The organism is Streptomyces sp. PH10-H1 (genome assembly GCF_030063355.1).
Lineage (GTDB): Bacteria > Actinomycetota > Actinomycetes > Streptomycetales > Streptomycetaceae > Actinacidiphila.
On sequence record NZ_JASISZ010000009.1, the window covers coordinates 115216 to 136632 of the forward strand.

19 protein-coding genes and 1 pseudogene are annotated in these 21417 nt (G+C 72.1%); 7 read left to right on the top strand and 13 right to left on the bottom strand.

All coding sequences use genetic code 11. The features are described 5' to 3' along the window. Positions 1 to 163: 163 nt before the first annotated feature. The 3 genes from QMK24_RS08755 to QMK24_RS08765 all read left to right on the top strand — a co-directional run bounded on the left by QMK24_RS08755 (position 164) and on the right by QMK24_RS08765 (position 3541). Complete coding sequence (locus tag QMK24_RS08755) at positions 164 to 811, top strand: amino acid ABC transporter permease (RefSeq protein WP_283464734.1); 648 nt, start codon at positions 164 to 166, stop codon at positions 809 to 811. Further along, complete coding sequence (locus QMK24_RS08760; protein ID WP_283464736.1) at positions 808 to 1659, top strand: amino acid ABC transporter permease; 852 nt, start codon at positions 808 to 810, stop codon at positions 1657 to 1659. Before QMK24_RS08755 ends, QMK24_RS08760 begins: the two co-directional genes overlap by 4 nt. Before the next feature lie 196 nt (positions 1660 to 1855). After that, the gene (locus QMK24_RS08765; RefSeq protein WP_283464739.1) at positions 1856 to 3541 is read left to right on the top strand and encodes an FAD-dependent monooxygenase; all 1686 of its coding nucleotides are present in this window, start codon (positions 1856 to 1858) and stop codon (positions 3539 to 3541) included. 75 nt (positions 3542 to 3616) lie between these two features. On the opposite strand, the gene recX is transcribed toward QMK24_RS08765, so the two are convergent. The 4 genes and pseudogenes from recX to QMK24_RS08785 all read right to left on the bottom strand — a co-directional run bounded on the left by recX (position 3617) and on the right by QMK24_RS08785 (position 6189). Beyond that, the gene (gene recX, locus QMK24_RS08770) at positions 3617 to 4165 is read right to left on the bottom strand and encodes a recombination regulator RecX (RefSeq protein WP_283464740.1); all 549 of its coding nucleotides are present in this window, start codon (positions 4163 to 4165) and stop codon (positions 3617 to 3619) included. A 4-nt stretch (positions 4166 to 4169) separates the two neighbouring features. Then, on the bottom strand, positions 4170 to 5297 hold the full coding sequence (gene recA, locus QMK24_RS08775) for a recombinase RecA (RefSeq protein ID WP_283464776.1): 1128 nt from the start codon (positions 5295 to 5297) through the stop codon (positions 4170 to 4172). A 233-nt stretch (positions 5298 to 5530) separates the two neighbouring features. Beyond that, positions 5531 to 5877 (bottom strand): annotated as a pseudogene (locus tag QMK24_RS08780) (hypothetical protein); the annotation flags it as partial. Positions 5878 to 5994: 117 nt separating this feature from the next. Continuing rightward, entirely contained in the window at positions 5995 to 6189 is a 195-nt protein-coding gene (locus tag QMK24_RS08785) for a DUF3046 domain-containing protein (protein ID WP_283464741.1), read from the bottom strand. 128 nt (positions 6190 to 6317) lie between these two features. Between QMK24_RS08785 and QMK24_RS08790 the strand changes: the two genes are divergently transcribed. Then, positions 6318 to 7220, top strand: coding sequence for a hypothetical protein (locus QMK24_RS08790; RefSeq protein WP_283464742.1), 903 nt, complete (start codon positions 6318 to 6320; stop codon positions 7218 to 7220). A 38-nt stretch (positions 7221 to 7258) separates the two neighbouring features. Here the strand turns inward: QMK24_RS08790 and QMK24_RS08795 are convergent, their stop codons facing one another. From QMK24_RS08795 to QMK24_RS08805, 3 genes are read right to left on the bottom strand one after another with little or no spacing between them, the layout of a single operon-like run. Next, positions 7259 to 7570, bottom strand: a complete 312-nt coding sequence (locus QMK24_RS08795; RefSeq protein WP_283464743.1) for an AzlD domain-containing protein — start codon at positions 7568 to 7570, stop codon at positions 7259 to 7261. Continuing rightward, the gene (locus tag QMK24_RS08800; protein ID WP_283464744.1) at positions 7567 to 8442 is read right to left on the bottom strand and encodes an AzlC family ABC transporter permease; all 876 of its coding nucleotides are present in this window, start codon (positions 8440 to 8442) and stop codon (positions 7567 to 7569) included. Before QMK24_RS08800 ends, QMK24_RS08795 begins: the two co-directional genes overlap by 4 nt. Before the next feature lie 10 nt (positions 8443 to 8452). Then, a complete protein-coding gene (locus tag QMK24_RS08805) occupies positions 8453 to 9307 on the bottom strand; it encodes an AraC family transcriptional regulator (RefSeq protein ID WP_283464745.1) in 855 nt (284 codons plus the stop codon). Between the two features lie 195 nt (positions 9308 to 9502). Here QMK24_RS08805 and QMK24_RS08810 point away from each other — a divergent pair, with 195 nt between their 5' ends. The 3 genes from QMK24_RS08810 to QMK24_RS08820 are packed head-to-tail and all read left to right on the top strand — an operon-like array spanning position 9503 to position 15868. Continuing rightward, positions 9503 to 14173: an ATP-dependent helicase gene (locus tag QMK24_RS08810; RefSeq protein WP_283464746.1), complete on the top strand. Its 4671-nt coding sequence runs from the start codon at positions 9503 to 9505 to the stop codon at positions 14171 to 14173. Positions 14174 to 14180: 7 nt separating this feature from the next. Next, a complete protein-coding gene (locus QMK24_RS08815; RefSeq protein ID WP_283464747.1) occupies positions 14181 to 15038 on the top strand; it encodes a DNA-formamidopyrimidine glycosylase family protein in 858 nt (285 codons plus the stop codon). Positions 15039 to 15070: 32 nt separating this feature from the next. After that, positions 15071 to 15868, top strand: a complete 798-nt coding sequence (locus tag QMK24_RS08820) for an SDR family NAD(P)-dependent oxidoreductase (RefSeq protein ID WP_283464748.1) — start codon at positions 15071 to 15073, stop codon at positions 15866 to 15868. A gap of 590 nt (positions 15869 to 16458) precedes the next feature. Here the strand turns inward: QMK24_RS08820 and QMK24_RS08830 are convergent. The 6 genes from QMK24_RS08830 to QMK24_RS08855 form a co-directional block, all read right to left on the bottom strand. Next, positions 16459 to 16929 carry a Dps family protein gene (locus QMK24_RS08830; RefSeq protein WP_283464749.1) on the bottom strand — a complete coding sequence of 157 codons (471 nt, stop codon included), beginning with the start codon at positions 16927 to 16929 and terminating at the stop codon, positions 16459 to 16461. Positions 16930 to 17094: 165 nt separating this feature from the next. Beyond that, complete coding sequence (locus QMK24_RS08835) at positions 17095 to 17478, bottom strand: helix-turn-helix domain-containing protein (protein WP_283464750.1); 384 nt, start codon at positions 17476 to 17478, stop codon at positions 17095 to 17097. A gap of 94 nt (positions 17479 to 17572) precedes the next feature. Next, complete coding sequence (locus QMK24_RS08840) at positions 17573 to 18091, bottom strand: CinA family protein (RefSeq protein WP_283464751.1); 519 nt, start codon at positions 18089 to 18091, stop codon at positions 17573 to 17575. After that, the gene (gene pgsA, locus QMK24_RS08845) at positions 18088 to 18927 is read right to left on the bottom strand and encodes a CDP-diacylglycerol--glycerol-3-phosphate 3-phosphatidyltransferase (protein WP_283464752.1); all 840 of its coding nucleotides are present in this window, start codon (positions 18925 to 18927) and stop codon (positions 18088 to 18090) included. The genes QMK24_RS08840 and pgsA overlap by 4 nt, the downstream gene beginning before the upstream one ends. Next, positions 18924 to 20417 carry a 30S ribosomal protein S12 methylthiotransferase RimO gene (gene rimO, locus QMK24_RS08850; protein WP_283464753.1) on the bottom strand — a complete coding sequence of 498 codons (1494 nt, stop codon included), beginning with the start codon at positions 20415 to 20417 and terminating at the stop codon, positions 18924 to 18926. The genes pgsA and rimO overlap by 4 nt, the downstream gene beginning before the upstream one ends. 38 nt (positions 20418 to 20455) lie before the next feature. Next, a complete protein-coding gene (locus QMK24_RS08855; RefSeq protein ID WP_283464755.1) occupies positions 20456 to 21247 on the bottom strand; it encodes a helix-turn-helix domain-containing protein in 792 nt (263 codons plus the stop codon). Between the last annotated feature and the right edge of the window lie 170 nt (positions 21248 to 21417).

Consider the following 21417-nt stretch of genomic DNA (forward strand, 5'->3'; position numbering starts at 1 on the left):
GTAAACGGGTTTTTCCCAGCGGCGGCCCGGCGGGCCGCCACGCCCTCGTGAGGCCATTCCCGATGCTGCTTCTCTCCGGGGCGCGACTCCTCGTACCCCCCGCACGCCCAGGACCGACGATGCCTTCCTGCCCGATACGGGCGAACCGGCGAGGTGAGCCACGATGAACGTCCTGTTCGACAATTTCGCCCTGTTCCGGCAGGGGTTCTTCGGCACGCTGTCACTCACCGCCGCCAGTGCGGTGCTCGCCCTGCTGCTCGGCATCCTCATGGCCGCCTTCCGGGTCTCTCCCGTGCCTCCGCTGCGGGCGTTCGGCACGCTGTGGGTGACGCTGCTGCGCAACACGCCGCTGACCCTGCTGTTCCTCGTGGCCACCTTCGTCGTGCCCGAGGTCTTCGCCACCGGCCTCACCTCGTACCAGCTGGCGGTGCTCGCCCTCGGCTTCTACACCTCGGCCTTCATCTGCGAGGCGGTGCGCTCCGGCGTCAACACCGTGCAGCTCGGGCAGGCCGAGGCAGCGCGAAGCATCGGCATGACGTTCACTCAGATCCTGCGGCTGATCATCCTCCCGCAGGCGGCCCGTACCGTCATCGCGCCGGTCGGCAGCCTCATGATCGCGCTCACCAAGAACTCCGCGATCGCCGGAGCGTTCAGCGTCACCGAGCTGTTCTCCGTGCAGAAGCTCCTCAGCGACGAGGGTCTCAACCTCACGGTGATCTTCATCTGGATCGCCCTGGCGTATCTGATCATCACCTTTGCGATCAGCGGCCTTTTCCGGCTGCTCGAGAACCGGCTGGCGGTGGCCCGATGACGGCGAGTGTCCTGTACGACGCCCCAGGACCCAGGACCAGACGGCGCAACCTGATCTACACGGTCATCGGCAGCCTCGCGCTCGCCGGACTGCTGGTCTTCATGGTCATGCGGCTCGACTCCAGGGGCGAGTTCCACTCCTACATGTGGACCCTGTTCCAGTACAGCGGGGTCCAGCAGCAGATCAAGGACGGGGTGATCGCCACCCTCAAGGTGTTCGCGCTCGCCGCGGTCGCCTCGCTCGTCCTCGCCACGGTGTTCGCCGCCGGGCGGCTCTCGGACCACCGGGCGGTCCGGCTGGTCGCCGGTGCGGCGGTGGAGTTCTTCCGCGCGCTGCCCCTGATCATCATGATCTACCTGCTGTGGGCGACCGCGTTCGAGCCGTTCCAGGCCCTGGTCATCGGCCTGACGCTCTACAACGGCTCGGTCCAGGCGGAGATCTTCCGGGCCGGCATCAACTCCGTGCCCAAGGGCCAGAGCGAGGCCGCCTACGCGCTGGGCATGCGCAAGACCCAGGTCATGCTGACCATCCTGGTCCCGCAGGCCGTGCGGGCGATGCTGCCCAGTATCATCAGCCAGCTCGTGGTGACCCTCAAGGACACCTCCCTCGGCTACCTGATCGCGTACACGGAACTGCTGTACGTCGGCCGCATCCTGGCCGGCAACACCCCGACCCCCGGCAACTTCCCGTATGTTCCGGTGCTGCTCGTGATCGGCACGATCTACATCGCGATGTGCATGGCGCTGTCCGGAGTCGCCACCTGGGTGGAGAAGCGGTCCCGTCGCAGCCCCAAGGGCGCGCCGCCCCCCGCCCCGGAAGCCAAGGCCCTGGTGGCCACCGCGGAGTGACGATGCGCCGGTTCGTTGGGTGACGGTGCTCCGGGCGTCGGGTGACGGTATGTCGCTCGTGAGACGTGACGATGCGTCGGGCGTCAGGTGACGGTGTGCCGGTCCGCACCGCGCCGACGTATCGCCGTCACTTGACGCACGCACTCGCAGTGGATTGCATACGTATCGTGACTGCACATCTTCCGGGGACCGCCCTGTGGACCCGGTGATCGTCGCCGGGGCGGGCCCCGTGGGCCTCGCCCTCGCGCTCGCTCTGGCCAAACGCGGTGTCCCGACCATCGTCCTCGACGAAGCCGAAGGTCCGGCCGACGCCCGTGACGAGCTGCGCCATCCGCGCACCACCGTCCTGGGCGCCGATACCGCCGCCCTGCTGGAACGTCTCGGCTACCCCCAGGTGTACGAGGACGGCACCACCTGGACCGGGTGGCGCACTCTGCGCCGGCGGCAGGAGGTACTGCGGATCGGCTTCGGTCCAGAACCCGGCGACGAACCGTCTCCGGTGCACATCTCCCAGCACCGGCTGGAACGCGGGCTGCGCGAGGCGCTGCACGGCCACGGGCTCGTGCGGATCGTGACCGGCTCCCGCGTCGACGCGCTCGACGAGGACGCCACCGGGGTCACCGTGCACACCCGGGGCGCGGACCGCACCTGGTGGCGCGGCAGTTACCTGGTGGGCTGCGACGGGCCGCGGTCGACGGTCCGCAAGCTGCTCGCGGTGCGCTTCCCCGGGAAGACCGCCGTCGACCGGCACGCCGTGGCCGCGCTGCACGTCGAACTCCCGGAACCCGGCGTGGCCCTGCTGCACCGCGATCCCCCCGGCGCCACCGGCCAGGAGGTGACAGCCCGTCCGCTGCCGGACGGCATGTGGCGGTTCGACTGGCTGCTGCCCGCCCGCGGTGATGTGCTGACCGCCGATGAACTGGTGACGCGGGTGCGCGCCATCCTGACTACGTGGTGCGGCAGCGTCGTACCGTACGAACTGGTGGGCTCGGCCGAGTATCCGGTGCACCAGCGACTCGCCCGCCGCTGGCGGGTGGGCCGGTCGTTCCTCGCCGGCGACGCCGCCCACCTGATGGGCGCACTCGGCGCTCAGAGCGTGGAGGAGGGCCTCCGGGACGCCGAGAACCTCTCCTGGAAGCTCGCGCTGGCCTGGCACGACGGCGCGTCCGACACCCTGCTCGACAGCTACCAGGCGGAGCGGCGCGAGGCGGTCGGCGCCCGGCTGCGCGCCACCGACCAGGCACTGCCGCTGGTACGCGCCAACGGAACCTGGAACGCGATACGCCATTCGCTGCTCTCCGGCTCCACCCGCGGGCACGCCGAACTGCTGACCGACAGCCACCTCGGCCGGGGACCCGCCGCCTCTCCTCCGGTCTATGGGCGGTCACCGCTCGCGCTGCCCGCGCCGCGGCCCGGCGGTGGCGGCAGTGGCGGCGGCCGGACCACCGGGTCACCGCTGGTCGCCACATGCGCCACTCCCCCGGGCGGTCCGGTCGTCGATGTGGCGGTGACGGCGCTCGACGGCACCGTCGGCCGGCTGCGCGACCGGCTCGGCCAGCAGCTGCTGGTCGTGCTGATCGCACCGGGCACCGGTGTGTGGGACAGCAGGCACTGGCTGACAGCCGGTCTGATGCCGCGGCTCGCGTCGGCGGTCGCCGCGCTGCCGATGCGCGCCGAGCTGCTGGTCGCCGAGGGCTACCCCGGCGCGACGGCGCACAGCGTGCTGCTGATCCGCCCGGACGGCCACCTGGTGACGGCCATGGTCGGCTGCCGCCCCGCCGAGCTGTACTCCTACGCGGACCTGGCCCGCGGCGGCCCCCCGCACCGGACCGCTCCGCAGGACGCCCCGCAGGACGAGCCGGTCAGCGGGCGGATCCCCTAGGGCCGGGGGCGGCCGGGACGGAACGCGGCGGGAAACCCGGGCAGGGCCGGAAGCTCAGCACGGGCTGCGGCCCGGTCAGGCCAGGCCCGGCTCCTCGCCTTCTTCCTCCAGGGCCCTGCGGACCACCCGGAGGGCGACACCCTCCGGATAGCCCTTGCGGGCGAGCATCCCCGCGAGGCGGCGGAGGCGCTTGTCGCGCTCCAGCCCTCGCGTCGTCCGGAGCTTGCGGTCCACCAGGGCGCGGGCGGTCTCCTCCTCCTGCTCGGAGTCGAGCCGGCCCACCGCCTCGCTGACCAGTTCCGCGTCCACCCCCCGGGTGTGGAGCTCCCTCGCCAGCGCCCGGCGGGCCAGGCCCCGGCCGCGGTGCCGGGACTCCACCCAGGCGTTGGCGAACGCCTGGTCGTCGATCAGTCCGGCGTCCTGGAACCGCTCCAGCAGGTTCTCCGCCACCTCGTCGGGGATCTCCCGTCGGCGCATCGCGTCGGCGAGCTGCTTGCGGGTACGGGGGTTCCCGGTGAGCAGGCGCAGGCACAACGCCCGCGCCTGCTCCTCGGGGCTGAGCGGCGGCTCTTTCGAGGCCCTCGACTCGGAAGAGCCGCCGCGATCGGGGTGCCGGCTCGCCATGGCCTCAGGCCTTGGCCGCGGTGGCCTTGGTCGCCTTCACTGTCTTGGGCGCCGGGACATCGGCCTTGGCGGGAACGGCCGCCGGACCCGCCGCGTCCGCACCCGGCTCCGCGCCAGGGGCTACGGTCCGGACACCGATGCCGAGCTTGTCCTTGATCTTCTTCTCGATCTCGTCGGCGAGGTCCGGGTTGTCCCTGAGGAAGTTACGGGCGTTCTCCTTGCCCTGGCCCAGCTGGTCGCCCTCGTACGTGTACCAGGCGCCGGCCTTGCGGACGAAGCCGTGATCGACACCCATGTCGATCAGGCCACCCTCCTTGCTGATGCCGTGGCCGTAGAGAATGTCGAACTCGGCCTGCTTGAAGGGCGGTGCGACCTTGTTCTTGACGACCTTGACGCGGGTCCTGTTGCCGACCGCGTCGGTGCCGTCCTTGAGCGTCTCGATACGGCGGATGTCGAGCCGCACGGAGGCGTAGAACTTCAGCGCGCGGCCACCGGTCGTGGTCTCCGGCGAGCCGAACATCACACCGATCTTCTCGCGGAGCTGGTTGATGAAGATCGCGGTGGTGTTGGACTGGTGCAGCGCACCAGTGATCTTTCGCAGCGCCTGGCTCATCAGCCGGGCCTGCAGACCCACGTGCGAGTCGCCCATCTCACCCTCGATCTCGGCCCGCGGCACGAGGGCGGCCACGGAGTCGATCACGATGAGGTCGATCGCGCCGGAGCGGATGAGCATGTCCACGATCTCCAGCGCCTGCTCGCCGGTGTCCGGCTGGGACAGCAGCAGGTTGTCCGTGTCGACACCGAGGGCCTTGGCGTACTCGGGATCCAGCGCGTGCTCGGCGTCGACGAACGCCACCGTGCCGCCGGCCTTCTGCGCGTTGGCCACCGCGTGCAGCGTCAGGGTGGTCTTGCCGGAGGACTCCGGCCCATACACCTCGACCACACGGCCGCGCGGCAGACCGCCGACACCGAGGGCTACGTCCAGTGCGGTCGACCCGGTGGGGATGACGTCGATGGGTTCGTTCGGCTTGTCGCCCAGGCGCATGACAGCGCCCTTGCCGAACTGCCGTTCAATCTGTGCGAGTGCGGCGTCCAGCGCCTTCTCGCGGTCGTTACCTGCCATGGGCTCCACCCGGGATGTTTGAGTCGATCGCTTCACGTCCACGACGCTAGTCCCTGCCACTGACAATGCGCCTGGACGTCGCTCCGAGCTGTGGAAAACCTCCGCGGAGAACCCGCCCGGAATACCTATGAGAATGGATGTTCGATTTGCGTGTCAAGCGCGGGGCCTCAGGTGCGGCGGCGCAATCGCAGCCGCAGCCGGGCGGCCGATGCGGCCCGTGCGGCCCCCGCACTCCCGGGTCCGCCACCCGTCTTGGCGACCGCGATCTCCCAGGCCCGCAGCGCCTCCGCCTGCCGCGCCGGCGGCAGCACCGAGCACAGCGCCCGGCGCAGCCGCGGCCCGTCGGCCACTAAAACGTGAACAGCACCATGGTGAAGAGCTGGAAGACGCTCCGAGGGGGGTGGCCGACAGCCCCCACACATTGCTCGCCCTGTTCTGCAGATAGGTGCGCACCCAGTCGGAATGCAGAGAACGCGATCAGAATGTTGATCAGCAGCCCGGCCACCTGGTGGAACGCCCAGTAGGCGAACTGGAAGCAACCCACCAGCGCCAGCGCGAGCATCATCGCCCGCGGCAGCCACTGCGGCATCCTCGTATGCGGAGCCGGCGCACTATGTCGCGCTGAACAGCGCTTTCGTCGCTTCCTGCTACGAGCCCCCGGTCTGGCCGCGCGGGACAGAAAGCACGGGACCAACCCTCCGTCGGCTCAGCGCCGCCCCGCCGGCACATCCATCGCCACACACACCGCCCGCCACACGTCCTTGGCCTCCCACCCGGCCTCCAACGCCTCCCACACCGTCCGCCCGCCCAACTCCGCCATCACATGATCCCGCGCGAACGAATCCGCATACCCCTCCCCGAAATGCGCCCGCATCCGCTCCCAGAACACCGTCAACCTCATGCGCCCAGTATCGCGTGCGTCAACTTCGGGGCCGGGGGATCCCGCACACGGGGGCTTGGGGTCGCACGGCCGGGTGCTCCCTTGTGCCAGGCGTATGCAGTGGGGGGATGGCGCCCTACTGTGCGGGCATGCCAGGAACTCCCCTCGCGCGCGCCGGGCACTTCGTGTGGCTGACCGCACGCGTGCTCGAGCAGCGCAGGTTCGCGTACAGCTTTCTCGACGGTCCGGACGAGGCGGTCGAGGCCGCGCTCAACGCCTACCGCAATGACGACGGCGGCTTCGGGCACGCCTTGGAGCCGGATCTGCGGGGGCCGGTGAGCCAGCCGCTGCATACGGCGCACGCGTTGCGTGTGCTGGACGGGATCGGGCGGTGCGGCGGGCAGCGGGCCGAGCGGGTGTGCCGTTATCTGACGGAGGTGTCGACCGCGGAGGGGGCGCTGCCCGCGGTGCACCCGTCGTTGCACGGCTATCCGTCGGCGCCGTGGATCCCGGTGGTCGATGAGCCGAAGGGTGATCTGCTGGCGACGGGTCCCGTGGTGGGGATGCTGCACCGCAACGGGGTTTGGCACGCGTGGCTGTTCCGGGCCACGGACTTCTGCTGGGCGGCGATCGACGCGCTGGACACGACGCATCCGTACGAGGCCGAGGCGGCGGTGGCGTTCCTGGACTCCGTCCCGGACCGGGCGCGGGCGCGGGCGGCGGCGCACCGGCTGGGGCAACTGGTACGCGAGCAGCGGCTGGCGGTGCTGGACCCGGACCGGGCGGACGAATACCCGGTGTCCCCGGGGTACGCGCCGGGCGAGTACCACTTCGCGTACGACTTCGCGCGCACCCCGGACTCGCTGGCCCGGCAGTGGTTCACCGACGCGGAACTGGAGCGGTCGCTGGACTTCCTGGCAGCGGAGCAGGGAGAGGACGGCGGGTGGCCGATGCGCTGGCGCGCATGGGCGCCCGGTACCCGGCTGGAGTGGCGGCCGATCATCACGATCGAGGCCCTGCGGACGCTGCGCGTCTACGGCCGCGACATCTGAAACCGGAACCGGGGCCGGGAACCAGGGCCGGAACCGGGCTAGCCGGTCAGGGCCCGTACGGCGGCGGTCACCAGGACCGCCGCGCCGATGACCACCAGGAAGGGCGCGCGCAGCAGCAACGCCACGGCCGCCGCGGCGAGACCGGCGGCGCGGGCGTCGACGACGAGTTTCAGCCCGCTCGTGCTGAACGTCTGCAGCGCGGTGAGTGCGGCCAGCAGGGCGAGGGGGACGAGTGCGGCGAGCCGCTTCACCAGGGGCCGCTCCAGGATGCCGGCGGGCACGGAGAGCCCGAGCAGCTTCACGGCGTAGCAGCCGAAGGCGGTCACGCCGATGGCGATCCAGGTGCTCATCGGTCCGACTTCCTCGTGGGTGCGGTGGGCGCGGTGGGCGCGCTGCGTGGGCTGCGGGCGCCGCGTGTGGCGGCCAGGACGACGGGCGCGGCCAGTGCCGCGACGAGTACCGGTACCCCGGCGGGCAGCAGTGGCAGGCACACGAGGGCGAAGATGACGGCCAGTCCCGCCACCATGCGCTCGCGACGGCCCTTCACCATGGGCGCGAGCAGCGCGAGGAAGACCGCGGGACCCGCCGCGTCCAGCCCCCAGCCGGCCGGATCGCCCAGCGCGGAGGCGCCGAGGGCGCCCAGGAGCGTGGTCAGGTTCCACAGCAGGTAGATGCTGGCGCCGGTGACGGTGAAGCCCAGGCGCGCGCTGCGCCGGTCGGGCTGCGCCAGCGTCACGGCGGAGGTCTCGTCGATCACCCATTGCGCGGCGAAGGGGCGCAGCGCCCGGGGAAAGCGCAGCAACTGGGACAGCCGCAGCCCGTAGAACGCGTTGCGCGCGCCCAGGAAGAACGCCCCGGCGGCCGCGGCGAACGGGCTGCCGCCCGCGCCCAGCGCGCTGACCAGCGCGAACTGCGAGGCGCCGCTGAAGACCAGCAGGGAGAGCGCGCAGGTCTGCGCCACGGTCAGTCCGGCCCCTGCCGAGGTCACGCCGAAGGCGAAGCCGGACAGCCCGACCGCGACGCCGACGGCCAGCGCGTCCCGGACCACGGCGGACGCGGGCTTCGCCGCCGGCCCCGCAGGCCCCGCACTGGTATCGACATCCGCATCCGGATCCGCATCCGCATCGACAAGGCCGACCTTCGTACGCGCCGCCGCCGTTCTCGCGTCCTCCGTACCGTCCGGTCCACCGCTGTCCCTGTGTATGCGCGCTGCTCGTGTCACCCACCGCACGTTAGGGAACGAGTTCTGTTCCCGTCTTGTACGTTCTTGCGCGCTCGCGCCGGTAGGCGCCCGGCGGTACGCCCACGATGCGCGTGAAGTGCCGGTTCAGATGCGGCTGGTCGGTGAACCCGACGGCGAGCGCCGCCTCGGCGGGCGGGGTACCGGTGTCCAGCATCCGGCGGGCCGCCCGTACCCGCTCGCCGGTCAGCCAGGCGTGCGGTGGAAGCCCGTAGGCGCTTTTGAACGCCCGCAGCAGCGCGAACGGCTTGGTGCCGAGTTCCGCGGCCAGCTGTTCCAGCGTCGGCGGCCGCGCGATCCGCTCGACCAGCAGTTCCCTGGCCCGCCCGGCGGCGAGCGACCCGGCGGAAAGCGCCGTGCCCGACGCGGCCGGGGCGGCGCCGTAGCGGCGCAGCAGCCGGGCGACGGCGATCCGCAGCAAGGTGTCGGCGGCGAGCGCGTTGTCGCGTTCGGCGGCACCGTGGATGTCCGCTATCAGCCGGGCGCAGTCGGGGTCGTCGAGGACGGTGTCGGTGAAGGTCGGAGTGCCGTGCGATCGGGACATCTCGGCGGCGACGGCCGCCACCACGTCGATGGCCGGGTAGAGGACGCTGTAGGTCCAGCCGGCCGCGGTTCCGGCGTACGCGGAGTGCGGCGTCTCGGGATTGATGAGGACGACGCCGCCCGCGCCCGCCCGCATGTCTCCGCCGGGCATCCCTATGCCTTCGATGCCGCCGGTGACCGCCGCGATCACATACCCGTCGTGGGAGTGCCGGGAGAACGTGTGACGCACGTACCGCGCGCGCAGCAGGTCCACGCCGGGCAGCTGCGGATGCTGCCAGTGCCGTGCCTGCTCACGCGGTTCCATGGATCCATTCTGCCGTCGGGTGGCAGGCCCGCGAGGCAGCCGGGGCCACCAGCCCTTCGGGTCCCGGGAAGCAGGCCCGGCGGGAGAGGATCCGGCGGACGGCTCCCGGAGCGGAGGGGACCCGGCGACGGCTCCCGGCCCGGTCCGGCGGGCAGTCCCGGGGCCGTTGTCAGTGGGGCGGGGCAGGATGGGGACATGTCGCGACGGAAGAGCCAGGGAACGCCGGAGGAGGACCCGGCCGCTGCCCTGGAAGCCTTCTCCCCCGCCACCCGTGCGTGGTTCACGGGGGCGTTCAGCGCGCCCACCGACGCCCAGGCCGGTGCCTGGCGGGCGATCGGTGAGGGTTCGGACGTCCTGGTGGTCGCGCCGACCGGCTCCGGCAAGACGCTGGCCGCCTTCCTGGCGGCGTTGGACGGGCTGGCGAGCGCCCCGCCGCCCGCCGAACCCCAGCGCCGTTGCCGGGTGCTCTACGTATCCCCGCTGAAGGCCCTCGCGGTCGATGTGGAACGCAATCTGCGCAGCCCCCTCACGGGCCTGCGCCAGGAGTCCGTCCGTCTCGGCCTGCCCGAACCCGAGGTCAGGGTCGGGATCCGCTCCGGGGACACGCCCGCCTCCGAACGCCGCACCCTGGTCACGCGTCCGCCGGACATCCTCATCACCACCCCCGAATCGCTCTTCCTCATGCTCACCTCCGCGGCCCGCGAAGCGCTGCGCGGCGTGGAGACCGTGATTCTGGACGAGGTGCACGCCGTGGCGGGTACGAAGCGCGGGGCGCATCTGGCCCTGTCGCTGGAGCGGCTGGACGAGCTGCTCGACCGGCCCGCCCGGCGGATCGGGCTCTCCGCGACGGTCCGGCCCGTCGACGAGATCGCCCGCTATCTGTCACCACAGCGCAAGGTGACGATCGTCCAGCCGGCCTCCCGGAAGAAGTTCGACCTGTCGGTGGTCGTTCCCGTCGAGGATCTGGGCGAGCTGGGCGGCTCCCCCGTCGCGGATCACAGCGGGCCCGCGGCGGGGCAGGAGCAGCGGGCGTCGATCTGGCCGCATGTGGAGGAGCGGATCGCGGATCTGGTGCAGGCGCACCGCTCCACCATCGTGTTCGCCAATTCCCGCCGGCTGGCCGAGCGGCTGTGCAACCGGCTCAACGAGATCGCCCACGAGCGGGCGACCGGGGAGCCGCTGCCCGACACCGCGCCGCCCGCCGAGATCATGGCCCAGTCGGGCGCCGCGCAGGGCGCGCCCGCCCTGCTGGCCCGCGCGCACCACGGGTCGGTGTCCAAGGAGCAGCGCACCCTGGTCGAGGAGGATCTCAAGGCGGGACGGCTGCCCGCCGTGGTCGCGACCTCCAGTCTGGAACTGGGCATCGACATGGGCGCGGTCGACCTCGTCATCCAGGTGGAGTCGCCGCCGTCCGTCGCCTCCGGGCTGCAGCGGGTCGGCCGGGCCGGGCACCAGGTGGGCGCCGTCTCGACCGGTGTCGTCTTCCCCAAGTACCGCGGCGACCTCGTGCAGGCCGCGGTCGTCACCGAACGGATGCGTACCGGCTCCATCGAATCGCTGCGCGTTCCGTCGAATCCGCTGGACGTCCTGGCGCAGCAGATCGTCGCCATGACCGCGCTCGACACCTGGGACGTGGACGAACTGCTCGCCCTGGTGCGCCGGGCGGCGCCCTTCGCGGCGCTCCCGCACTCCGCCTACACGGCGGTGCTCGACATGCTGGGCGGCCGGTATCCCTCGGACGCCTTCGCGGAGCTGCGGCCCCGCATCGTCTGGGACCGGGTCGCCAACACGGTCACCGGCCGCCCGGGGGCGCAGCGGCTGGCCGTGACCTCCGGCGGCACCATCCCGGACCGCGGGCTGTTCGGCGTCTTCCTGGCCGGCTCCGACCCGAAGAAGGGCGGTGGCCGGGTCGGGGAGCTGGACGAGGAGATGGTCTACGAGTCCCGGGTCGGCGATGTCTTCACGCTGGGCACCACCTCCTGGCGGATCGAGGACATCACCCGGGACCGGGTTCTCGTCTCTCCCGCGCCCGGGGTCCCCGGGCGGCTGCCCTTCTGGAAGGGCGACCAGCTGGGCCGTCCGCTGGAACTCGGCCGGGCGGTGGGCGCGTTCGTCCGCGAGGTCGGGCGTCTGGGCCCCGGGGAGGCCCGCGAACGGCTGACCGCGGCCGGGCTCGACACCTGGGCGACGGACAATGTGCTGGCCTATCTGTCGGAGCAGCGGCAGGCCTGCGGCCACATCCCCGACGACCGCACCATCGTCGTGGAGCGCTTCCGTGACGAACTGGGCGACTGGCGGGTGGTGGTCCACTCCCCCTTCGGGGCCCAGGTACACGCGCCTTGGGCGCTGGCGCTGGGTGCCCGCCTCCAGGAGCGGTACGGGCTGGACGCCCAGGTGATGCACGCCGACGACGGCATCGTGCTGCGGCTGCCGGACGCCGACCTGATGGGCCTCGATCTGCTCGACGCGGAACCGGCCCGGCAGGGCACCGAGTTCGACAGCGACCAGTCGCCGGTCGGCGCCTCCGATGTCGCCTTCGACAAGGGCGAGGTCGAGCAGCTGGTCACCGACCAGGTCGGCGGCTCCGCCCTGTTCGCCTCCCGCTTCCGCGAGTGCGCGGCCCGCGCGCTGCTGCTGCCCCGCCGCACCCCCGGCAAGCGCACCCCGCTGTGGCAGCAGCGCCAGCGCGCCGCCCAACTCCTCCAGGTCGCCTCGGACTTCGGCTCCTTCCCGATCGTCCTCGAAGCGGTCCGCGAGTGCCTGCAGGATGTCTTCGACGTGCCCGGTCTCGTGGAGCTGATGGGCGACATCGAGGCACGCCGGGTGCGACTGGTCGAGGTCACCACACCCGAGCCCTCACCCTTCGCCCGCTCGCTCCTCTTCGGCTACGTCGCGCAGTTCCTCTACGAGGGCGACTCGCCGCTCGCCGAGCGCCGCGCCGCCGCCCTGTCGCTGGACTCCCGGCTGCTGGCCGAGCTGCTGGGCCAGGCCGAGCTGCGGGAGCTGCTCGACGCCGATGTGCTGGCCGAGCTGGAGCGCGAGCTGCAGTGGCTGTCGGAGGACCGCCGGATCAAGGACGCCGAAGGCGTCGCCGACCTGCTGCGGCTTCTCGGCCCGCTCACCGACGCCGAGTTGGCGGCTCGCGGCACGGAGCCGGGCTGGGCGCGAGAGCTGGAATCCGCGCGCCGGGCGATCCGGGTCCGGATCGCCGGAAGCGACCACTGGGCCGCCGTCGAGGACGCCGGGCGGCTGCGGGACGCGCTCGGCACCGCGCTGCCCGTCGGCGTCCCGGAGGCCTTCACCGAACCGGTCAAGGACCCGCTCGGCGACCTGCTCGCCCGGTTCGCCCGTACCCACGGACCGTTCACCTCCGTGGAGGCCGCGCGGCGCTTCGGCCTCGGCACCGCCGTGGTGGACGGCCTGCTGCAACGCCTCGCCGCGGGCGGACGCGTGGTGCAGGGCGAGTTCCGGCCGGGGGGGGCGGGGCACGAGTGGTGCGACGCGGCGGTGCTGCGCCGGCTGCGGCGCCGTTCGCTCGCCGCGCTGCGGCAGGAGGTGGAGCCGGTACCGCCCGCCGCCCTGGCCACCTTCCTCCCCCAGTGGCAGCATGTCGGCACCCACAGCCTGCGCGGCCTCGACGGGCTGGTCCGCGCCGTGGAGCAGCTGCAGGGCGCCGAGGTGCCCGCCTCCGCGCTGGAGAAACTCGTCCTGCCGTCCCGGGTCACCGGCTACACCCCGGCGATGCTGGACGAGCTGACCGCCTCCGGAGAGGTCCTGTGGTCCGGCGCGGGGGCGCTGCCCGGCAAGGACGGCTGGGTGTCGCTCCATCTCGCCGACACCGCGCCGCTACTGCTCAAGGAGCCCCAGCCGCTCGAGCTCTCCCCGCTCCACCAGGCCGTGCTCGGCGCCCTCACCGGCGGCTACGGCCTCTTCTTCCGGCAGATCGCCGACCAGGTGCGGGCCGCCGGCGCCGCCCCGTCCGACCCGGAGCTGGCGGACGCCGTCTGGGACCTTGCCTGGTCCGGGCGGCTCACCAATGACACCCTGGCCCCGCTGCGCGCCCTGCTCGGCTCGGGACGCACCGCGGGCTCCACCGCGCACCGGGCGCCGCGTGCCGTCCCCCGTGGCCGGTACGGCTCGCTCACGGGCCGGGCACCGCGCGCCACCGCGTCCCGTACCGGGCCGCCGACGACAGCCGGCCGCTGGTCGCTCGTGCCGCCCCACGAGACCGACCCCACCCTGCGGGCTCACGCGCTGGTCCACACCCTCCTGGACCGGCATGGGGTCGTGACGCGCGGCGCGGTCGCCGCCGAGGGCGTCGAGGGCGGCTTCTCCGCCGCCTACCGGGTGCTGGCGGCCTTCGAGGAGACCGGCCAGACCCGGCGCGGCTACGTGGTCGAGGGGCTCGGCGCCGCGCAGTTCGCGATGGACGGCGCGGTCGACCGGCTCCGCGCGATCAACACCGCCCGCGACCGCGAGGAGGGCACGCGGACGGGCCGGCGGGCCGTCGTCCTCGCCGCCGCCGACCCGGCCAACGCGTACGGCGCCGCCCTGCCGTGGCCGGCACAGCCCGACGGGGTGACCCACAAGCCCGGCCGCAAAGCGGGCGCCCTGGTCGTCCTCGTCGACGGCGAGCTCGTCCTGTACGTGGAGCGCGGCGGCAAGACGCTGCTCGCCTGGCCCGGTGACGAGGACCGGCTGCGAGCCGCCGCCGACGCCCTCGCGCTGGCGGTCCGGGAGGGCGCGCTCGGCCGTCTCACCGTCGAGCGCACCAATGGCGAGTCCGCCCTCACCTCGCCGCTGGGCCATGCCCTGGAGACCGCGGGTTTCCACGCCACACCGCGCGGGCTGCGACTGCGGGCATGATGGGGAGGTGCCCGAAGGAGACACCGTCTGGCTGACCGCCCGCCGACTGCACGAGGCCCTGGCGGGCCAGGCCCTCGTCCGCGCCGACCTGCGCGTGCCGCAACTCGCCACCGCCGACCTCGCGCACCACCGCGTCACCGAGGTGGTCCCGCGCGGCAAGCACCTGATGACCCGGTTCGATGACGGCTGGACGCTCCACTCCCATCTGCGCATGGACGGCTCCTGGCACCTCTACGCGCCGGGCGAGCGCTGGCGCGGCGGCCCGCTCCACCAGGTCCGGGCCGTGCTGGAGACGCCCGCCCGGCTGGCGATCGGCTACCGCCTCCCCGTCCTCGAGCTGCTGCCGACCGCCGAGGAGGACAGCGTCGTCGGCCATCTCGGCCCCGATCTGCTGGGTCCGGACTGGGATCCGGCCGAGGCCGTCCGGCGGCTGCGCACCGAGCCGGGCCGACCCGTCGGCGAGGTGCTGCTCGACCAGCGCAATCTGGCAGGCATCGGCAATGTCTACGTCTCCGAGCTCTGCTTTCTGCGCGGTGTCACGCCGTGGACGCCGGTCGGCGAGGCCGCGCCCGAAAAGCTGGTGGCGCTCGCCAAGAGGCTCCTGGAGGCGAACAAGGCCCGCCCGGGCCACATCACCACCGGGGACCTGCGGCGCGGCCGTACCCACTGGGTCTACGGCCGCGAGGGCCGGCCGTGCCTGCGCTGCGGCACCGCGATCCGGCTTTCCCAGCACGGCCCGCCGGAACGCGACCGCGTCGCGTACTGGTGCCCCCGCTGCCAGCGAGGCCCGTACCCGGACGCGCATCCGGACCCCCAACAGCACTCGCGCCCGGACCACCCGCACCCGCACCCGCACGCTAATTGACGGGCCGTCAGATACGGTCGTACCGTCTCGTCATGCCCTTGAAGGCGTACGACCTCACCGGACGCACCGCCCTGGTCACCGGCGCCGCGAGCGGGATCGGCCGCGCGTCCGCCGTCCTGCTGGCCGAAGCCGGCGCCACCGTCGTCTGCGCGGACCGCGACGGCCCCGGCGTGCGGGAGACCGCGGAACTGATCGAGAAGGCCGGCGGCGCCGCCCGCGCCCGGCAACTGGACGTCACCGAACGGGCCCAGATCGCCGAGACCGTCGCGGAGACCGTCCGCGACCACGGCCGCCTCGACATCCTGGCGGCCATCGCGGGGATCATGCACAGCAGCAGCGTCCTGGAGACGGACGACGCCGACCTGGACCGCGTCCTCGGCGTCAACTTCAAAGGTGTGCTGCACAGCGCCCAGGAGGCGGCCCGTGCCATGACCGCCCAGCAGTCCGGCAGCATCATCACCATGGCCTCCGGCGCGATCGACACCGGCGCTCGCGGCCTGCTCTGCTACAGCGTCTCCAAAGCCGCCGTCGTGCAGCTCACCAGGACCCTGGCGACCGAACTCGGCCCGCTCGGCATCCGCGCCAACGCCATCGCCCCGGGATTCATCCGCACCCCGATGACCTCCCATTACGGCACCGGATCCGACGGCGTCTTCGACGAGACCACCCAGGCGCGCGCCGAGGCGTCACTCGTGCGGATGGCGCCGCTGGGACGGGTCGGCACCCCTGAGGACGTGGCGGGAACCGTGCTCTTCCTCGCCTCCGACGCCTCGGCCTTCACCACCGGCCAGATCCTGCGCCCGAACGGCGGGGTCGCCATGCCCTGGTAGCGGACGCGCTGATGGCCGCCGATGCGGCTGACGCGTCTCGTACGGCCTCCGGGACTCATACGGCTGATGGGGTCCGTACGGCCGCCCGGGGCGGCGTTCCCGCGGGGCCGGCAGTGCCGCCGCCTTCCGACGGCGCGCGGCCGCGCGCTGCGGCACGGCGTGCAGCGGTATCAGGCCCAGTCCCCAGCCGCCCGCCGCCACCGCGCTCTCGACCGGCCCCGCCTGGCCCGGCTGCACGGCGAGCCGCAGCGCGGCCCACCACCACAGAATCCCCAGACTCAGCGTGACGATCCACCGGACCGCCCTGCGGGACCACAGACTCCGGACCATCTGGAGCTGGAGTACGCGCATGGCCGCCTCCTTCGGAACCCCGAGGTTGCGGCGGGGAGCCCCCGAGAGGCTCCCCGTACAAAGGTGCGATGCCCGCTTCCCAAGATCGCTAGCCCTCTGCCGTCGCACCTGCCCCGACGTTCACCCGATGGGAGCAGTGCACCGCCACTACCTGCAACGATACCGAGACCCATCGTGACGGAACGATCATCGCAGGCCACCCGCGACCATCCGAGGCACCCGAGCCCGCCCGCGCCCCGCTACACGTTCTCGGCCTGGAACATCCAGTGGAACTTCTCGAGGTCGGCCGTGAGGCCGATGATGATGTCCTGCGTGACCGGGTCCGCATCCGCAGTCGACCCGATGCGCTCGCGCATCCGCCCGATCAGCGAGTCGAGCGCCGCGACGAGGATGCCCACCGCCTGCGTGTCCTTGATCCAGCCGTCGGTGACCGTGTCGATCCCGCTGGTCTTCGCGACCGTCTCGGCCCGCCCGTCCGCCGTGACGCCGATGGCGGAGGCCCGCTCGGCCACGGTGTCGGCGTGCAGCCTGGCGGTGTCGACGACCTCGTCGAGCTGCAGGTGGACGGAACGGAAGCGCGGGCCCACCACCGTCCAGTGCACCTGCTTGGACACCAGCGCCAGATCGACAAGATCCACCAGCGCGCCCTGCAGCGCCTCACCGACGATCTTGCGGTTCTTCTCGGACAGCGGGCTCTTGACGACAGTCATGCGGAATCCTCCTACTGACTACGGGACAAGCAAATCGTCCGTTAAACGCCTTTAACTCCGTTATACCTACCCTGCCTCGTCCCGCCGTACCTGGCAAAAGACCGGGACCCCGGTCGGCGATGCCGACCGGGGTCCCGGTGAAAGACGTCTGGAGTTGTTCGGGTGTCAGGCCGCGACCACGTCAACGGCCTCCGCGGGCGCCTTCGGCGCCTTGATGGTGACCCGCTCGGTCGTGACGGATGTGACAGAGGTCACCGAGCCGAGCAGTGGTCGCATCGGCGCGGCGGCGGGCTCGGAAGCCGCCGACTGGGCCAGCTCCGCGAGCGACAGATCATCGCTGACCTCACGCATCACCTCGGACATCGGAACGTCCAAGGCGTCGCAGATCGCGGAGAGCAGCTCGGAGGATGCCTCCTTCTGCCCTCGCTCCACTTCTGACAGATAGCCCAGGGACACCCGGGCGGAGGAGGAGACCTCACGCAGAGTGCGGCCCTGACGTTGGCGCTGCCGACGCAGCACGTCACCAAGCAGGCGACGGAGCAGGATCATCGGTGGCTCCCTCCTCGGACCGCGAATCCGGATCCTTCTTGCCCCACCGTACCGCCTCGGGCACCGGCCGTGCGGGGAGCGATGACGTGTTCACTCAGGGCTGCAAACATCCCTGCCCCCCGTCTTCTTCCCTATTCTCCGCCCGCATCCCTGTCGTGAGGGACTCCGCCAGCAGAGCGAGCGCGGCGGCCACACTGGCGGCGCGGATCTCCGGGCGCCCGCCCTCAAGTCGCAGCGGGGTGACCGCTGAGCCTTCGGGACCGGCCACCGCCACGTACACGGTGCCGACCGGCTGCCCGTCCTGCGGGTCGGGACCGGCGACCCCGGTGGTGGCCAGGCCCCAGTCCGCTTCCAGTCTGCTCCGCACTCCCTCGGCCATCTCGAGGGCCACCTGAGGGTCGACCGCGCCTCGAGCGGCCAGCAGACCCGCGTCGACGCCGAGCAGCTGGTGCTTGAGTTCCGTCGCGTAGGCCGTCACAGAGCCACGGAAGGTCCTTGAGGCACCCGGCACGGCCGTCAGCTCGGCGGCCACCAGCCCGCCGGTCAGCGATTCGGCGACCGCCAGGGTGAGTCCCTGGCGGTCGAGCAGCCGCAACACTTCGGCTGCGGTCATCCGTTCTGCTGACGCTGCCGCTGCGGCGGGGACTCCGGCTCCGGCTGGGAGTGCGCCCGGGACTGCGGCTCGGAGTGCGAGAGGGACTGCGAGGGGGACTCACCCTGAGCCTGAGCCTGAGCCTGCGCCTGCGGCTGTGACTGCGCCTGGGACTGCAATGGAGCCGGCGTCGGGGACTGCGGCTCGGAGTGCGACTGAGCGGCCTCGCGCTCGCGCTGAGCGGCGAGCCCGGCCCGGCGCAGCACCACGGCCTGCCGGATGTAGTCGAGGCCGGTGACGACCGTCAGGACCACCGCCGCGGCCATCGCCACGGCGCGCAGGGTCGCCAGCGGCCCGGTGAGGGCCAGGATGTACATGCCGACCGCGATGCCCTGCGTGAGCGTCTTGAGCTTGCCGCCGCGGCTGGCCGGGATCACTCCGTGCCGGATCACCCAGAAGCGCATCAGCGTGATGCCGACCTCCCGGAAGAGGATCACCCCGGTCACCCACCACGGCAGATCGCCCAGCGCGGACAGTCCGACGAGCGCGGCGCCCATGATCGCCTTGTCGGCGATGGGGTCGGCGATCTTGCCGAAGTCGGTGACCAGCCCGTAGCGCCGGGCCAGCTCTCCGTCGAAGAGGTCGGTGATCATCGCGATGGCGAACGCCGCCCACGCGAAGGAGCGCCAGGCGGGGTCGTGGCCGCCGTCGTGGATCAGCAGCATGACGAAGCCGGGGACCAGGACCAGCCGCACCATCGTGAGCACGTTGGCGATGTTCCACAGCCCGGCCTGGCGGACCACGGGGTCGCCCATGTGGTCCGGGGTGGCCGCGGCGGGCGCGGGGACTCCGGTCATCTGCCCGTCTCCTCCGCAAGACTTCCGCTGCCGCCGGTGAGCGGCTCGGCCACCAGGTCGACACCCTCGGTGTCGATCACCTTCGCCGTCACCATCATGCCCGGCTTCAGCCCCTCGCAGGAGGTCAAGGACGTCTGTCCGTCCGTCTCCGGCGCCTGGTGGTCGGCGCGGCCGACCGCTTCGCCGGTCTCCTCGTCGATGGACTCGACGAGCACCCGCACGGTCGAGCCGAGCCGCTCCAGGGCGCGCTGCGCGGTCAGCTCCTCGGCCAGCCGCGACACCCGCGCCAGCCGTTGGGCGACGGTGTCCTCGTCGAGCTTGTCCCCGTAGCCGGCCGCTTCGGTGCCGTCCTCGTCCGAGTACCCGAAGACGCCGATGGCGTCCAGCCGCGCGGCGCCGAGGAAGCGTTCCAGCTCCTCCAGGTCCGCCTCGGTCTCACCGGGGAAGCCGACGATGAAGTTGGAGCGCACACCGGCCTCGGGGGCCTTGCCGCGGATGGTGCCGAGCAGTTCCAGGAAGCTCTCGGTGCTGCCGAAGCGGCGCATCGCGCGCAGCACTCCGGGTGCCGAGTGCTGGAAGGACAGGTCGAAATACGGCACGACCTTGTCGGTCGACGTGAGGACGTCGATCAGGCCGGGCCGCATCTCGGCGGGCTGCAGGTAGCTCACCCGGATCCGCTCGACGCCCTCGACGGCCGCCAGCTCGGGGAGCAGCGTCTCCAGCAGCCGGATGTCGCCGAGGTCCTTGCCGTACGAGGTGTTGTTCTCGCTGACCAGCATGACCTCGCTGACGCCCTGCTCGGCCAGCCAGCGCGTCTCGCCGAGGACGTCGGAGGGACGTCGGGAGATGAACGAGCCGCGGAAGGAGGGAATGGCGCAGAAGGAGCAGCGACGGTCGCAGCCGGAGGCCAGCTTCACCGAGGCGACCGGACTGTTGTCCAGGCGGCGGCGCAGCGGCGCGCGGGGCCCGGACGCCGGGGCGACGCCCTCGGGGAGATCGGCCGGCGCAGGCGCCGGCGCCTCCTGCGCGTGGCCGGGCAGGGCCACCTCGGCGGCCTGCCGCTCGGCGGGGCTGATCGGCAGCAGCTTGCGGCGGTCGCGCGGGGTGTGGGAGGCGTGCACGCCGCCGGCCAGGATCGTCTGGAGGCGGTCGGAGATGTCCGTGTAGTCGTCGAAGCCGAGCACGGCGTCGGCTTCCGGCAGCGCCTCGGAGAGTTCCTTGCCGTACCGCTCGGCCATGCAGCCCACGGCGACGACCGCCTGGGTGCGGGCATGGCCCTTGAGGTCGTTGGCCTCCAGGAGGGCGTCCACGGAGTCCTTCTTGGCGGCGTCGACGAAGCCGCAGGTGTTCACCACGGCCACATCGGCGTCCGCGGCGTCGTCGACCAGCTCCCAGCCGTCCGCCGCCAGACGGCCGGCGAGTTCCTCGGAATCCACCTCATTGCGGGCGCAGCCGAGCGTGACAAGGGCGACGGTACGGGGTGCGGGCATAGGCTCAGCCTACTTTGTCCCAGCCGTCCCTCTTACGTTCACCCAGCCTGAGGATCACCGGGGGTGAAGGTGAGCCGGACCACCTGGCCGTCCGTACCCGCAGGACCGAGGTCCTTCCCGTTGACGAAGAGCCTGATGGCGCCCGCGTCACCGATCACCAGCTTGACCTTCTTGGCGTCGGTGAAGGTCTTGGACTCGCCCTTGTCCAGATTGCCCGCGTAGAACTGCCGGCCGTTGCTGTCCGTGGCCTGGATCCAGCTCTTGCCGACGTCAGCCGTCAGCTTCACGGTGACCTTGCCGGCCGGGACGGCCGCGATCGCGCTGTTCGACGGCTCGGGCTTGGGGTCGGCGGGCTTGGGGCTGGGCTTGGCCGTGGTGGCGCTCACCGACGGCTTCGCGGCGGTCGCCGGCTTGCCGCCACCACCGCCGTTGAACGAGGTGAAGCCGACGAATCCGACGACGGCGACGATCGCCGCCACCATCGCCGCGGTCCAGTTCGGCCGGCGGCGCTCGGGGCGGATCCGCTCGGCCTCGTAGAGCGGCACGACGGGGACATGGGCGGCGGCGCCGCCGTGTTCGTCGGAGTACTGCTGGACCAGCGGCTCGGGATCGATGCCGACGGCGCGGGCGAGGTTGCGGATGTGGCCGCGGGCATACACATCGCCGCCGCAGTTGGAGAAGTCGTCCTGTTCGATCGCGAGCACGATGGGGGCGCGCACCCGCGTAATGGAGCTGACCTCGTCAATGGTCAGCCCGGCGGCGAGGCGGGCCTGGGCAAGGGCACGACCGACGGAGGGCCGGTCGTCGGAGGGCGGGTTGCCGAGGGACACGAGGAAGCCTTTCGGGCTGCAGCCACCTGCTGGAGATTCAGTCTAGGGGGGGTACGAAAGAGTGGGGCAAGCGGACAGCCGGTCTTTGTCCGCCATCAGGATTGCCGGACCGTTTGCCACCGGGTCTCGTACGTGCCTGACAGTCGGCCATATGTCGTCCTCCTGCATCA